At 59.1% G+C, this 15,167-nt stretch carries 12 protein-coding genes; all 12 read left to right on the top strand.

All coding sequences use genetic code 11. From position 1 onward, the window contains the following. The first annotated feature begins 57 nt into the window (after positions 1-57). The 12 genes from AC07X5_RS00850 to AC07X5_RS00795 all read left to right on the top strand — a co-directional run bounded on the left by AC07X5_RS00850 (position 58) and on the right by AC07X5_RS00795 (position 15,147). On the top strand, positions 58-741 hold the full coding sequence (locus AC07X5_RS00850) for a TerC family protein (protein WP_494768690.1): 684 nt from the start codon (positions 58-60) through the stop codon (positions 739-741). Positions 742-909: 168 nt separating this feature from the next. After that, a complete protein-coding gene (locus tag AC07X5_RS00845) occupies positions 910-3,570 on the top strand; it encodes a CHASE2 domain-containing serine/threonine-protein kinase (RefSeq protein WP_494768689.1) in 2,661 nt (886 codons plus the stop codon). 19 nt (positions 3,571-3,589) lie between these two features. Next, complete coding sequence (locus tag AC07X5_RS00840) at positions 3,590-4,378, top strand: Stp1/IreP family PP2C-type Ser/Thr phosphatase (protein ID WP_494768688.1); 789 nt, start codon at positions 3,590-3,592, stop codon at positions 4,376-4,378. A 40-nt stretch (positions 4,379-4,418) separates the two neighbouring features. Next, positions 4,419-5,075 (top strand): FHA domain-containing protein, encoded by a 657-nt coding sequence (locus tag AC07X5_RS00835; protein WP_409962302.1) that lies wholly within the window; start codon positions 4,419-4,421, stop codon positions 5,073-5,075. Between the two features lie 76 nt (positions 5,076-5,151). Then, on the top strand, positions 5,152-7,413 hold the full coding sequence (locus AC07X5_RS00830; protein ID WP_494768687.1) for a CHASE2 domain-containing protein: 2,262 nt from the start codon (positions 5,152-5,154) through the stop codon (positions 7,411-7,413). A 60-nt stretch (positions 7,414-7,473) separates the two neighbouring features. Continuing rightward, entirely contained in the window at positions 7,474-8,265 is a 792-nt protein-coding gene (locus tag AC07X5_RS00825; protein WP_409962298.1) for an MBL fold metallo-hydrolase, read from the top strand. A 222-nt stretch (positions 8,266-8,487) separates the two neighbouring features. After that, entirely contained in the window at positions 8,488-9,024 is a 537-nt protein-coding gene (locus tag AC07X5_RS00820) for a pilin (protein WP_494768686.1), read from the top strand. Between the two features lie 59 nt (positions 9,025-9,083). Continuing rightward, positions 9,084-10,946 (top strand): hypothetical protein, encoded by a 1,863-nt coding sequence (locus AC07X5_RS00815; protein ID WP_494768685.1) that lies wholly within the window; start codon positions 9,084-9,086, stop codon positions 10,944-10,946. A gap of 49 nt (positions 10,947-10,995) precedes the next feature. Next, complete coding sequence (locus AC07X5_RS00810; RefSeq protein ID WP_494768684.1) at positions 10,996-11,814, top strand: TfpX/TfpZ family type IV pilin accessory protein; 819 nt, start codon at positions 10,996-10,998, stop codon at positions 11,812-11,814. A gap of 73 nt (positions 11,815-11,887) precedes the next feature. Then, complete coding sequence (locus AC07X5_RS00805; RefSeq protein WP_494768683.1) at positions 11,888-12,424, top strand: pilin; 537 nt, start codon at positions 11,888-11,890, stop codon at positions 12,422-12,424. 406 nt (positions 12,425-12,830) lie between these two features. Continuing rightward, positions 12,831-14,213: a hypothetical protein gene (locus tag AC07X5_RS00800; protein WP_494768682.1), complete on the top strand. Its 1,383-nt coding sequence runs from the start codon at positions 12,831-12,833 to the stop codon at positions 14,211-14,213. Further along, complete coding sequence (locus tag AC07X5_RS00795) at positions 14,200-15,147, top strand: glycosyltransferase family 2 protein (RefSeq protein WP_494768681.1); 948 nt, start codon at positions 14,200-14,202, stop codon at positions 15,145-15,147. The genes AC07X5_RS00800 and AC07X5_RS00795 overlap by 14 nt, the downstream gene beginning before the upstream one ends. Positions 15,148-15,167 lie beyond the last annotated feature (20 nt).

Genomic DNA, 15,167 nt, shown 5'->3' with positions numbered 1-15,167 from the left:
CCCCGGGAACCCCGGTTCCGGGCGCTTCTTGCATTCATAACAGTGGAGTCATTGACAATGGAATTTCTGCAATCAACCGATTTCTGGATCGGTCTGGTCAAGATCGTCTGGATCAACATCATCCTCTCGGGTGACAACGCGGTGGTGATCGCTCTGGCTGCGCGCTCGCTGCCTCCAGAGCAGCAGCGCAAGGCGGTGTTCTGGGGTTCTGGCGCAGCCGTGGTGCTGCGCGTGCTGCTCACCGTGGTGGCAGCCAAGCTGCTGGCGCTTTCCTTCCTGCAGATCGTGGGTGGTTGCCTGCTGCTGTGGATCGGTTTCCAGCTGCTGAGCGATGGCGATGAGGAAGAAGGCGAATCCAAGACCTATGGCAGCCTGATGGCCGCCGTGCGCACCATCCTGATCGCCGACCTGGTGATGAGCCTGGACAACGTGATCGCCGTGGCTGCCGCTGCGCAGGGCAGCACCATGCTGCTGGTTCTGGGCCTGGCCATCAGCATTCCGCTGGTGGTCTTCGGCAGCACGATGATGATCAAGCTGATGGAGCGCTTCCCCTTGATCGTGGTCCTGGGCGCCGCCCTGATCGGGTGGGTGGCGGGCGAGACCATCGCCGGCGATACGGCGCTGCAGGGCCTGGTGGCCGCCCATCCGTCGCTGCATTACGTGGCCGCGGCACTCGGTGCGATCCTGGTGGTGGGCGGCGGCAAGCTCTGGCGCCTGCGCGCCAGCCGTGCTGCGGCCTGACAAAAATGGCATCTGCAACACCCGTGTTGCAGGGCAACGACAAGAACGGCAGGCAAGAGCCCTGCTAGAGGGGTTCCTGGCGCCGCATGGAGCGAATCAGGGCCGGTGAAGACCGGGCTTGGAAATTGCTTCTAAAGGTATCTCATTACCTCCGTGGATCGATTGCAAGTGGGCAGAAAAACGTCGGCACAGCAGCTGGTTTGGTGGCGTACCGATGGCTTTGTCTGCACACTGGTGGCCGCCATCGTGGTGGCGCTTGCCAGCGTGATGGGTTGGGTGCAGCGCCTGGATCTGGCCATGTACGACGCCGCTGTCGGCTCCACAGCGGCCGAGCCGGCCGCCGACCTGGCCGTCGTCGGCATCGATGAGCGCAGTTTCAAGGCCCTGGGTCCCTGGCCCTGGCAGCCCGAGGTGCATGCGCGCTTTGTCGACCAACTGGCGCAAGCGGGCGCCCGGGCCATTGTTTATGCCCTGCCGCTGCCGGAAACGCTGGCGCGCCCAATTCCCCAACCCGCTGCCGCGCCTGCCACCCCTGGCGAGCCCCAGACGCCAATGCCTGCCGCCGAGATTGCCGCTCCGTCGGGCGATGCCCGGCTGGCCTTGAGCCTGCAGCGCGCGGGCAACGTGGTGCTGGCATCGCAGTACGCGGCGGCCGGGCCCGCTGCGCCGCTGCCGTCGCATGTGCGCCGCAGTGCGCTCGCGGCGCCGGGCGAGCATGCCGTTCCTGCCGTTTCGGGCCGGCATCCGCCGGCAATGCTGGGGGCAGCGGCATCCGCCATCGGCCATCTGTACCTGACCCCCGACGCGGATGGCGTGCTGCGCCAGATGCCGCTGCTGCTGGCCCATGACGGCGTCGCAGTGCCATCGGTAGCGCTGCTGACAGCGCAGCGCAGCTTGCAATTGGGCCAGGCCGATCTGCGCCTGCAGGCCGCGCCACCCTGGCTGCGCCTGGGCAGCCTGGGCATCGCTACCGACAGCCACTCGGTGCTGCGCCCGCTGTTCCATGCGCCAGAAGCCGGTCAGCCGGCCTTTGCGCGCACGGCCTTCGCCCAGGTGCTGGCTCCCACTGCGGGCGCTTCCGGCTTCCAGGGCAAGACGGTGCTGGTGGGTTTCAGCGCGCCCGCGCTGGCGGAGCCCCTTGCCACGCCGGGTGGCCAGTCGCTGTACCCGGTCGAGGTGCTGGCGCAGATGGTGTCGGCCATCCGCCAGGGCCATGCCGTGGTGGTGCCGCCGTGGGCGCAGCCCGCGGCATGGCTGGCCATCGTGGTCGCCCTGCTCTACCTGGCACTGGCGCTGCCGCAGGTGAGCGCCCTGGCCGGCCTGGCCGTGAGCGTGGCCTTGCTGCTGGCGCTGGCCGGCGCCCAGTGGCTGGCGCTGGAGCATGCGCTGCTGTCGTTCTCGCTGCTCGGGGCAGCTCTGGTGGTGGCCGTGGGACAGGCCGTGATGCTGGCGCTGAAGCTGCGCGGTGGCCGTGGCACCTCCCGCAGCAGCAAGTCGGCCGAGGCCGCCGAGTCCAAGCGCATGCTGGGCCTGGCGCTGCACGGCCAGGGCAAGCTGGAGCAGGCCTTCGAGCATTTTCGCCGGCTGCCGATGACCGAGGCACTCAAGGACAATCTGTACCATCTGGCGCAGGACTTCGAGCGCAAGCGCAATTACGCCATGGCCAAGCTGGTGTACGAGCGCATCCTGCGCCACGACCGGCAGTACAAGGACGCCAAGACCCGCTACCGCAAGGTGCGCGCCCGCGCCAAGTCGGCCTCGGGCCAGCCCGATACGTCGCCGCCGCCGAGTTCGGCACCGATGCCCATGCCCAGCGTGCCGGCCACGCCGCGTCTGCCGGGGGATGCGAGCGTCGGCCTGCCCATGCTGGGCCGCTACGAGATCACCAAGGAGATCGGCAAGGGCTCCATGGGCGTGGTGTACCTGGGGCGCGACCCGAAGATCGGTCGCCTGGTGGCCATCAAGACGCTGGCGCTGGGCCAGGAGTTCGAGGGCGATGGGCTGATCGACGCGCGTTCACGTTTCTTCCGCGAGGCCGAGACGGCAGGGCGGCTGCAGCACCCCTACATCGTGACCATCTTCGATGCGGGGGAGGAACACGACCTGGCCTACATCTCCATGGAGTTCCTCAAGGGCACGGACCTGTCGCCCTTCTGCAAGGAAGGCAATCTGCTGCCGGTGCCGCTGGCCCTGTCGGTGGCGGCCCGCGTGGCCGAGGCGCTGGACTACGCCCATGCCAACCAGGTGGTGCACCGCGACATCAAGCCGGCCAACGTCATGTTCGACGCGGCAACCGATGCGGTCAAGGTGACCGACTTCGGCATCGCGCGTCTCACCGACTCGAACAAGACCCGCACGGGCCTGGTGCTGGGCACACCCAGCTTCATGTCGCCCGAGCAGCTGGCGGGCAAGAAGGTGGATGGGCGCTCGGACCTGTATTCGCTGGGCGTGACCCTGTTCCAGATGCTCACCGGCTCGCTGCCCTTGCGCGGGGCCTCCATGCCCGAGCTGATGCACAAGATCGCCAGCGTGCCGGCGCCCGACGTGCGCACGCTGCGGCCCGAGCTGCCGGCCGAGGTGGCCGAGGTGGTGGCGCTGTCGATGATGAAGCGCCCCGAAGCCCGTTACCAGACGGGGCGCCAGTTTGCGGCCGAGATACGGCGTGCACTGGCGGCACTGGTGGGTGCTGAAAGCGCTACAAACCCGCGGACAGTCGTCTATGATGCGGCTCGCAAGGCAACACGGAACGACATGGCGGACTTTCAGGAAACGCTGACGGAATACCCTGCACAGGGAGATTCTTCGCTGCCGCCATCCAGTGCCCGATGAGGGCCGCGCCGCTTTATCCATGAATTACGATTTTTTTGCGCGCACCGATCGGGGGCGGGTGCGCAGCAACAACGAAGACGCCGTCGCGATCGACCGGGATGCCCAACTGGCCATCCTGGCCGATGGCATGGGCGGCTACAACGCAGGCGAAGTGGCCAGCGGCATGGCCACGACCTTCATCCGCACGGAAATGGCCCGCTGGCTGGCCCAGGCCGGCAGCACACCCCAATCGACCGACGTGCGCCGGGCGCTGGAAATCTGCGTGGAAAACGCGAACCACGCCATCCTGGGCGCGTCGTTGTCGAACCCCCAGTACGCCGGCATGGGCACCACGCTGGTGGCCGGCATCTTCCAGGGCTCGCGGCTGATCCTGGGCCACATCGGCGATTCACGCTGCTACCGCCTGCGCGGCGGGGTGCTGCAGCAGATCACGCGCGACCATTCGTGGCTGCAGGAGCAGGTGGATGCCGGTATCCTCACGCCGCACCAGGCGGCCATCTCCTCCAACCGCAACCTGGTCACCCGGGCCTTGGGGGTGGAGCCAAATGTGCTCATGGAGGTCAACGAATTCCAGGTGGCGCCGCACGACCTGTTCCTGATGTGCTCGGACGGGCTCACGGACATGGTGTCCGATGCCGATCTGGCGGAGATGGTGCGTGCCACCCTCCCGCTGGAGGAAAAAACCACATTGCTTATTGATACCGCCAATGCACACGGTGGTCGTGATAACGTTAGCGTACTGCTGGTACAGGCCGGCGCGGGGGGCAAGAAGCGCAGCCTGATGTCCCGCCTGCTGGGTGCTGCCTGACGGTGCCGGCCCATAACAAATCTCAAATCAGGAGTGGATCATGCCCAGAATGATCGTTTCGATCGACGGCGTCGTCATCAAGGAAGTTCAGTTGACCAAGGACCGCACCACCCTTGGACGCAGGCCATACAACGATATCGTGATCGACAATCTGGCGGTGAGTGGCGAGCACGCGATCTTCCACATGATCGGGCATGACGTCGAGATCGAAGACCTGGGCAGCACCAACGGCACCTATGTGAACGCCAAGGCCGTCAAGCGCCAGGAGCTGCGCAATGGCGACACGGTGGAAGTGGGCAAGTACAAGATCCGCTTCCTGCACGAGGCCGAGGGCGAGAACTTCGAGAAGACCATGATCTTCAAGCCCGGCATGGTGCCGCCGCTGGGCACGGCGTCGCGCCCAGCCGGTCTGCCGGCAGCGCCCGCGCCCGCACCGATGACGGCGGTGATCAAGGTGATGTCCGGTGCCGCCGCCGGCCGCGAGGTGTCTCTGCTCAAGGTGGTGACCACCATCGGCAAGCCCGGCGTGGCCGTGGCTTCCATCACCAAGCGCCACCATGGCTTCGTGCTGGCGCATGTGGAAGGCCCGGACATGCCGCTGCTCAACGGCTCGGCCATCGGCCTGTCGCCCGTGCCGCTCAAGCACGGCGACAAGCTGGAGCTGGCCGGCACCGAGATGCAGTTCGAGCAGACCTGACGGGCGCGCCGTGCCGCTTGCCTGGCCCGGCCCCTTGTCTGCCCCGCGCCGGGTGCCACCGAACTGAGCCTTTCTGATGCGGCCACGGACCGGCTCCTGGTTGGCGCGCCGCTGGCGCCGCATCGCCGTCACGCTATTGCCGCTGCTGTTCGCCCTGCTTCACGTGGGCGGAATCCTGCACCTGCAGGTGCTTGAGCGGCTGGAAAACATCATCTACGACACCCGGCTGCGCGCCACCATGCCGGGCACCATGGACGAGCGCATCGTCATCGTCGACATTGATGAGCGGAGCCTGGAGCGCACCGGCCAGTGGCCCTGGGGCCGCGACAAGATGGCCCGGTTTGCGAGCGAGTTGCTGGAGCGCCAGCAGGTGGCGGTGTTGGGCTTCGACGTCGTGTTTGCGGAGCCCGACGGCAGCTCGGGCCTGGCCAGCCTGCAGAACCTGGCGCAAGGCCCCCTGCGCGGGCAGGCTGGCTTTGCCGAGCAATTGGCGCGCCTGGCCCCGGAGTTGGACTACGACGCGCAGTTCGGCCGGGCCTTGCAGGGCCGGCCCGTGGTGCTGGGCTACTACTTCACCAGCGACCGGGATGGGCGTGCGCGCGGCGTCCTGCCAGAACCCGCGCTGCCCCTGGACCGGCTGCGAGGCAAGCCGCTGCGGGCCACCTCCTGGCAAGGGCATGGCAGCAACATCGGGGTGCTCGCCAAGGCGGCGCCGTCGGCCGGGTTCTTCAATTCCGTCACCGATCCTGACGGGGTGGTGCGCTCCCTGCCGCTGCTGGCCGAGTACCAGGGCCGCTACTACGAGTCGCTGGCGCTGGCCATGCTGCGCATGGCAACAGGCCGGTCGGATCTGTACCCGCTCTATGCAACCTCGGAATTCGACCATGATGTGTTGAAGGGCATCCAGCTGCGCAAGGACCAGGCCCGCCTGGCGCTACCGGTCGACGCCAATCTGGCCACCCTGATTCCCTACCGGGGCCTGGGCGATGTATCGGGTGGTTCGTTCCGCTATGTCTCCGCGAGCGATGTACTGGAGGGCAAGCTGGCGGCCGGCAGCCTGAAAGGCCGCCTGGTGTTGGTCGGGTCCACGGCGCCCGGCCTGGTCGATCTGCGCGTGACGCCCGTGGGCCGTGCCTATCCCGGGGTGGAGGCGCATGCCAATGTGCTGTCGGCGTTCATCGACGGGACGACCATCGTCCAGCCGGACTACGCCATTGATTTCGATGGCTTTCAGCTGCTGCTGGTGGGCTTGCTGCTGGCCTTCTCGCTGCCGCTGCTGACGGCGGGTTGGGCGATGGTGCTCAGTGCCGGGGTGTTTGCCGGGCTGGTGGCGCTGAATCTCTGGTTCTATGAGACACAGGGCTTGGTGATGCCCTTGGCGACGGTGCTGGTGCTGGCACTGTCGGCTTTCACGTTGAACATGGTCTACGGCTATTTTGTCGAAAGCCGCTCCAAGCGGGAGCTGGCCGCTCTGTTCGGGACCTATGTTCCACCCGAACTGGTGGACGAGATGGTCAAGGAGCCTGAGCGCTACAGCATGGATGCCAGCAACCAGGAATTGACGGTGATGTTCTGCGACATGCGCGGCTTTACCGCGCTGTCGGAAACCATGGAGCCTCTGCAACTGCAGGCCATGCTCAATGGCGTGTTCAGCCGCCTGACCCACATCATCCGTGGCCGCCGCCAGGGCACGATCGACAAGTACATGGGGGATTGCGTGATGGCCTTCTGGGGGGCTCCGGTGGCCACCCCCGGGCACGCCGAGCTGGCGGTGGCGGCGGCGCTGGACATGGCCCGGGCGATTGGCCAGCTCAACGAGGAGCACCGCGGCAAGGGCCTGCCGGAGATCGGCGTGGGCATCGGCCTGAACACCGGCTCCATGTGCGTGGGGGACATGGGCTCGGACATCCGGCGCAGCTACACCGTGATCGGCGATGCCGTGAACCTGGGCTCGCGGCTGGAAGGTCTCTCCAAAACCTACGGGGTCACCATGGTGGTCAGCGACTCCACCCGGGCCATGGCGCCGGGTTTCATCTGGCAGGAACTGGACCGGGTGCGCGTCAAGGGCAAGGCGCAGGCGGTCACCATCTACACCCCCTTGGCTGCTTCGTCCGAGCCGCTGCCACCCGAGCGGGTGCAGCAACTGGCGCTCTGGCAGCAGTTTCTCGCCGCCTACCGGGCCCAGGAATGGGATGCATCTGCCCTGCTTTTGCGGAATTTGCACGCTTCGGAACCTGGAAACATCCTGTATTCGCTGTACGCAGGCCGCATAGAGGCCCTGCGGGTGTTACCCTTTCAGCCGGATTGGGACGGTGCCACCCAATTCGACACCAAGTAGGACAATGGCCGCAGCCCGCACCGATAACCCAAGAGACGACAGCAAACAGGACTGCATGACATGAAGGTTCGCGTACTGGGGTGCTCCGGGGCCATTGCCAAAGACTGCCGGACCACCTCATTCCTGGTCAACGACAACATCCTCATCGATGCGGGGACGGGGGTGGGCGACCTGACGCTGGACGAAATGCGCCGCATCGACCATGTGTTCCTCACGCATTCGCACCTGGACCACATCGCGGCGCTGCCCCTGATGCTCGATGCCGTGTCGTCCCTGCGCAACAGCCCGGTGCAGGTCCACGCGCTGACCGGCACCATTGCCGCGCTGCAGGCACACGTGTTCAACAACGTCATCTGGCCCGACTTCAGCAGCATCCCCACGTCTGACCAGCCCTTCCTGCAGTACCAGATCATCTCGGTCGGGGAGCGATTGAAGGTCGAAGACGTGCACCTGGAGGTTCTGCCCGCCGTGCACACCGTGCCCGCCGTGGGCTACGCGGTGGCGGGCAGCACGGGCTGGTGGGTTTTCAGCGGCGACACCGGCCGCAATCCGGACTTCTGGAACCGGGTCAATGCTTTGCCGGTCGCCATGCTGGTCATCGAGACCGCCTTCAGCAACCGCGAAACCTCCTTGGCCCAGCGCAGCCTGCACCTCTCACCCCACACCCTGGCCCAGGAACTGGCGCAGCTGACCCCTGGCAAGCGTTGCCCCATCTATATCACCCATACCAAGCCGTCCGAGACCGAGCTCATCATGGAAGAGATCCGACGCTTCGACCAGAGCGCTGGACCGCTGGGCGCTGCCCCCCATGACATTTACTGGCTCAAAGCGGGGGATGTCTTCGAGTTCTGACCACTCTGTTGCAGATGGTGACGTTCGTGGTACGACAAAAATGTCGCTGTGAGATCTCCTGTGGGGTTCGGGAAACACTTCGGTGACAAATGACCCATTTGGGGGAGGGGTTCAGGTACCATGCCATCGGTTTCGCAAGGTGGCACAAAACCTGCTCATGTTGAGCCAGCCTGGAGAATTTTCTGCAGGTTTCAATTGCAATTGACCTCCGAGGAGTTATTTATGAAGCGTTTCATGCAAAAGGGTTTCACCCTGATCGAATTGATGATCGTTGTGGCGATCATCGGTATCCTGGCTGCCGTGGCTCTGCCTGCGTACCAGGACTACACCATCCGCGCCAAGGTGTCTGAAGCAGTGATCGCTGGCAGTTCGCCCAAGAGCGCCATGTCGGAAGCCTTCCAGACGGATTCCGTCGGGGGCTTGACTGCGGCTGCTTCCGCGATCAACGCTGCATCCATTGAAACCAAGCGCTCGAAGTACGTTCAGGGCTACAGCGTTACCGCTGCCAGCCCATGGACCATCCTCGTTACCGTTGCTGCCAACTCTGGCAACGGCATCCCCAGCGGTCTGAACGGCAACACGCTGAGTTTCTTCCCCAACGTGCAAAGCGCGATTCCTACTGATGCTGTGCAAGGCGCCATCGATTGGGCCTGCACTTCTGCCACCACCACCAGCGCTCAGAACCGTGGCCTGGGTAACCGTGCCGTTTCTGCCGGTACTCCTCTGCCTGCTAAGTACGCGCCTTCTGAATGCCGTTAATATTGGCTATCTTCTAAAAAGCGAGGCTTGTCCTCGCTTTTTTCTTTGCCGAGGCCTTTGTGCGAACTTCATCCAATTCCCTCCAATCTGGTTGGCCATACGGGCTGATTGTTCTCGTTGTTGCCGCGCTCTATGGACAGAGCCTTGGCTTTGGCTACGTGTGGGATGATGGAGCTCTGTTCCTTGAAAACACCGTGTTGCGTGAAGGCGCGTGGAGTTGGAAGGCCGTGGCGCGGCCCGTATTGCCCGATACCCCCTATTTTCGTCCTCTGGTCTTGAGCACCTGGATGATGGAAATGCAGGTCTTCAACCTGCAGCCTCTGTATTCGCACGCAATCAATGTGTTGATCCATGCCATCAACACCTGTCTCCTTTATTCGATTGCATGCCGCATTTTTGAAGGGCGCAGCAGTGCGCGCACTGCGGCTGTCTTTGTTGCTCTTCTGTATACCGTTCACCCTTCTTTGACTGAGGGGGTCGCCTGGATTTCGGGTCGTTTTGACCTCATGGCCACCATGCTGATTCTGGCGGGTGTTTCAATCGCCTTGGGCCCTGCTAGTGTAATTCGTTGTGCAATGGTCGCGTTATTGTCAATGGGTGCCATGCTGTCTAAAGAGACTGGTATATTGTTTGCACCCCTTCTGGGTCTCATTTTCATTGCGCGTGACTCATCGCAATCGCTGCTGGTACCCCTCAGAAAGGCGCTACCCTATTTGTGTTCCTACGCGGTGGCGGTTATTCCGTATCTTTATCTTCGAAGCCATGGAATTGGTTTTGTCTCTTACGAAGCGTTTGGAATTTCACAAGTCATAGAAGCATTACAGGGCTATGACCAGTGGCTCCGCGCGCTCTCATTTTATACTTACACGAGTTTCGTTCCATTTAGCTCCATCAGCCCTCGGCAGGATATTGCTCTTGAGTTGATGTCCATGCGACAGCATCCCGCAGCATTGCTTGGTGCTTTACTCCTTGGTGTTGCCATTTTCGTCTTCGCAGTCAGGCGTAGAGCTTGGGCAGTGCTCTGGTTGGGTTTTTATATTGGAATATTTCCGGTGCTTGGGATATTGAAGATCCGACTGGGTGACACCATAGGTGCTGACAGATTTTTGTATCTGCCATTGATTTTTCTTTCGCTGGGACTTGTCGCCTTGTTCATGGAGCTTCGCGAGAAATTGGCCAGTCGGCCAATGATTCCCCGCCTGCTTGTTGTTCTTGCGTCGCTGTGGATTTTGCTTTCCTTATTGGTGACGTATACCGTTACATCCATGTGGGAAAGCAATCTGCGACTCTGGAGCTGGCAGTATCGGGCAAAGCCAGAAAATTCTGTGGTACGGTCAATGTATCTGATCTCTCTTGCGGACGCCAAGACACCCGAGGCGTCGAAGGAGCTTAATGAGGAGATCGAGAGGATCAAGGCGCGTTTTGGTGGAAGAATGCCTTTGGACGTTCAGATGATCTACTCTTCATTTTTACTTGGGAAAAAAGACCCGGAAGCTCTTCCTTATTTGGAAGGGCTTGTGGTAAATGCCAAGGACGTATGGAAGATGCGCCAAGAGGAGTCCAAGGGGCTGAATGCTGCGTCCTACGCGGGAATCCTCGCCAACTACTCTCAGGCGCTCATGATATTTGAGGGTGATTTGGTTCGAGCCAAAGAAGCTATAGACTCTGCGGAATCAATTGCAATGCGTGGATCAGAATATCAGGTGATTCACCAGAGAATCGCAATTAGTTATCTTGAAGGGCGAAAATCAGACGCAATTCGTATGTATCATGAAAACTATAGTACCCTTAAGGCCTACAATATAGATACCATGCTGAGATCGATGCGTACGCTTGTTCTTCTGACGTGCGAGCGAAAGGGTGAAAAAAATTGTATGGATTATTCTCAGCAGTTTGTGCGTGACCTGAAAGGTGGCGAATAATTGGCGCGATGTTCTTTTTGTATTTAACTATTCATGAATTGATATTTGAATGGGTACTACGATGAATGCGTCCGAATCGAAGATTTTGCGAAGAATTCGATTTGCTGCTCCCTGGGCGCTGCGCCACTTTGCTTTTTCGACCGTTGTCGGCGGCCTGCTTGCATTTTTGATAATAGGCATATGGTTTCCGCAGCCTTTTCTTAATATTTCAGGGGGCTGGAAATTATTTTTTCTAATTATATTTGTTGATGTTGTTTGTGGCCCCATTCTCACGCTGCTGTTGATCGATCCGGATAAATCCCAAAGGGCTATTTGGGTTGATATTGCGCTTATTGTGGCAGTTCAAATGAGCGCGCTGGTCTACGGTGTCTACAGTCTGAGTCAGGCACGGCCGATAGCTCTGCTGTTCGAGGTGGACCGATTCAGGGTGGTCAGCTATGCAGATATCGACACGTCGCGGCCCGAGAGCATTCCCAAGTGGGTGGGCCCCTTGAGCTTCGAGCCCCCTCGCTTGCTTGGAGTTCGCAGTGCCAGGAACTCGGATGAAAAAATGGAGAGCGTGGATGCGTCTTTGCAAGGGGTGGAGCCTGGTCAGCGCCCTGATTGGTGGCAAGACTATGAACTCAATGTAGCTCAGGTCAAGGCCCGGGCAATGTCATTGGACAAGCTGATTTCATTGAATCCCCAGTCGACTGAGCTGATCAACAAACGCGCCGCTCAGGCTGCTGAGAATGCGGGCGGCCTGCGGCCGGACGCGCTGTTGTGGCTTCCCGTGGTGAGCCGCATGTCGATGGACTGGGTAGCATTTGTCGATCCCAATGGCGGGCAGATTCGAGGGTATGTCCAGGCCGATGGGTTCGGTCCATAATTTTTAGCTATCGGGGGCTGCCTTGGAATGCTACTTGCGTAAAAAGGCTACTCAACCGAATTCGGAGCCACATATGTCACACTTTACCTACTCTTACAAAGGTTTTACCTTGATCGAGCTGATGATTGTGGTGGCAATCATTGGGATTCTCGCGGCCGTGGCACTTCCTGCCTACCAGGACTACACCATCCGGGCAAAGATATCCGAAGCATTGGTGGCAACCGGGCCGGGAAAAGAACTGCTTAGCGAGTCTTTTCAGGCCGGTGGCATCGGCGGAATGGATGCTGCAGCCGCAGCTTTCAACTCTGCTTCCCAAAGCCTTCGTGCAAGCAAATATGTCAAAGGTATCAGCATCGCTGGCTCTGTGAGTCCTTGGCCTATTGTCGTATCCATTGCTGCTACTTCAGGCAATGGCATTCCAGTCGGCCTGGATGGAAATACGCTGGTACTGTCCCCCAACGTCAATGGAACAACACCTACGGACTCCTCGCAGGGGCCAATGGATTGGGCCTGCACAAGTGCCACGGATAGACAGGCTTCCAGCAGGAATCTCGCGAACCGGACGCTTGGCTCACTGCCGACAAGGTATGCTCCCTCCGAATGCCGTTGACGAGAAGCCGCAGCATCGCGGCGCGTGGGAATGAGGCATCGTGCTGCACGGTTCTTTTTGTTGCCCTGTCGGCGGGTGCAGCGGTAGTGGCGCGCGCCGCTTGAAGGCCTCGCGACCCGCCGGCAAAGCAGGCATCCAAATCTATCGGAGTAACGGGGAGAGCCAGGCACCGGACGCTCTTTATTGCCTTAATGGATTATAATTCAAGAAAATTCCCAGGGCACCGTTTTTATTATTTGACCCGTTTTTGATTATGAACTGCTAGTCATCGTAGTTTAATGGCCATGACTTCTTTGAAGTATTCCATCTGATCCAAAGCATCCTAATGAAATATTATTCGGATAGGTTTTTTCTCTTGGCATGCTTGTTGTGCGCACTCCCGGTAATGTTACCTCTGTACCCAGCTATGGTGGACGTGCCTCAACATGCCGCACAGGTTGCTGCTCTGAAGTCATTGCTGACGGAAGGTGCATGGCGCTTCTCCGACATGTTCGAGTTGAAGCTGTTTACGCCGTACTGGTTGGGGTATGGCGTGGTGATGTTATTCACGATATTTTTCGATCCCGTAATCGCAATGAAGCTTGTGGTTGCTGGATCACAGTGTCTGTTTGTATGGGCTGCTGCGAGATTTTGTGCTCGGATGAAAATGCCTGCTGAATGGAGATGGCTTTTTTTGCTTCTGCCGTTCGGGTTTGCTTACCAATGGGGTTTTCTCAATTTTATTGTTGCAGCACCGTTTGGGTTTTTATTCTTGCTGCAAGTGCTGAAGCTGAGGGATAAATCAAGTAAAAGGGCCATTTTACAAACAATTGCATGGGTGCATTTTCTGTTCTTTGCCCACTTTTTAATAGCTGCCTTTTTTTGCGCTGTTGCGATATTCATGTTGGCAGACTCCTGCAGAAGTTTTAGGCAGTGGCTGGTGCGAAGCCTTCCCGTTTTTTCAGTGCTGCCTGTCACTATTGCTTGGTTCGTAATAGGCTACAATTCTGCCCCTGAAGCGCGGGGTGCGATTGTCTGGTCGATAGGTATCAATCGATTGATTGAATTTCTGCCGTCGCTGGTTTCTTCGCCTCAGATTGGGATTGGGCAATTGATCGGTTTGCTCTGTCTTTTACTTCCATTTGCTTTTGGTGCAAGACCAAAGTGCTCTGTTCTTGCCTGGAGTCCTTTTGCGTTGTATATTGCCTGGATGCTCTGTGTTCCCCATGCCTTGGGAGGAAATGCGTTTACCTATCAGCGATTCGGTATTTTTGGATTGCCTCTTTACTATATTTGTTTCGATGCGAAGAGCGGTGAAGCGCCGCGACACCAACGACTGGCAGGCATTGGAATGGCATTCATTGCGATCGCGTTTGTCGGTTGGCATTCGGTTCGATCCATGGTATTCGATGCAGAAGCAAGGGGCTATCAAGCGGTAATGAAAAAAGCAGAGCCTGAAAAGAGAGTGCTGATGCTCGCGTTCAATCGCATGAGTCAGGCTTCTTTCGCACCTTTATATCTGCATTTTGCAGGTTGGTACCAGGCGGAGCATGGAGGGTTGGCGGAATTCAGCTTTGCTCGTTTCTGGGGGATGCCGGTGAGATACAAAGCCGATGCTTCTTCGAAAATATACATAGACTTTGAGTGGTCACCTCAATCATTGGATTGGCAGCATCACAGAGGCGAGTTGTTTGACTATTTTCTGGTTCGCCATCCATTGGATGCATCAGAGTGGATTCGTGAAAAGTCTGGCGATACCGTGCGTCTGATCGAGAGAAGTGGAGAGTGGCAGTTGTATGGACGCAAGTAAATTATCCATTGTGGTTCCCTGTTTTCGATCAGGGGAGAACATCGGCATCCTGCACAGTAAGCTTGTGCAGGTTCTTGACCCGCTTTTTTCGGATATTGAGTTCATTCTTGTGGAGGACGGTGGGGGTGATGATACTTGGAAAAAAATCCTGGATGTGATCTCCCATGATGCTCGGGTGCGAGGAATAAAGCTGGCTCGAAATTATGGTCAGCACAATGCATTGCTCTGCGGCATTCGTGCTGCCACGGGGGAAATAATTGTCACGATGGATGATGACCTACAGAATCCTCCGGAGGAAATACCAAAGCTGATTCATAAAATCCGCGAGGGATATGACGTCGTGTACGGATCGCCTGAGAAGGAAACCCATGGCTTCTTCAGAGACCTTGCATCAAAGATTACAAAATTGGCACTCCAGAGTTCGATGGGAGTAGAGTCGGCGAGCAAGGTCAGTGCATTCAGAGCATTTCGTGCAGAAGTGCGAAATGCATTCGCGGACTACAAAAGCCCAACGGTCAATATTGAGGTTCTTTTGACTTGGGGTACCACCAGATTCGCATCTGTAAAAGTCAGGCAGGACAAAAGATTGCTGGGGAGTTCGGGTTATACGCTTGGTAAGTTGATAATTCATGCCATCAATATGATGACGGGATTTTCAACTTTGCCACTGCAGGTGGCTAGTGTCTTGGGGCTGGTGTTTGCGTTCTGTGGGTTTTTGATACTGGCGTATGTGCTTGCTCAGTATATGATTTTTGGCAGCGCAGTTCCAGGCTTCAGTTTTCTGGCTTCAATAATATCTATTTTCTCAGGTGTTCAGTTGTTCGCTTTGGGAATCATTGGGGAATATATTGCAAGAATGCACTTTAGGTCGATGGAGCGACCGCCCTATGCCGTCGGGGAGCAGGCTGGCTGTGCGAGCCGGCAGGAAAATTAAGATGGCTTCCACCGTTCCAC

Source organism: Acidovorax sp. GW458-11-26-14-TSB4 (genome assembly GCF_059423865.1).
Note: the sequence above shows the minus strand (reverse complement) of the source record. Positions and strands in the feature narration are given on the sequence as shown.